This is a genomic window from Halorubrum sp. SP3 (assembly GCF_005435195.1).
Classification (GTDB): Archaea; Halobacteriota; Halobacteria; order Halobacteriales; family Haloferacaceae; genus Halorubrum; species Halorubrum sodomense.
This window is the reverse complement of record NZ_SGTU01000068.1, coordinates 1-240: the sequence shown is the minus strand read 5'-3', so window position 1 is coordinate 240 and position 240 is coordinate 1.

Here is a 240-nt window from a genome sequence, read left to right as displayed (position 1 = left end):
TTGCGGGGTTCAGCTATATTGTCATCCGCCGCATTATCGAAATTCTACCAGAGGGGACCTTCTAAATGCGAACGCCACCACTGCCACGACTCGTATTATATGTCCTCATCGGACTTCTCGCAGGTGTGCTTATTTTTGCCGCGAGCACCTCGACAGCCTCGTTTGGGGCATACAACTCCCAGTGGGACGGGACAAGTGAGTTCCGGACGCTCATTGAGGAGCGCCCAGACAGCCGGATCG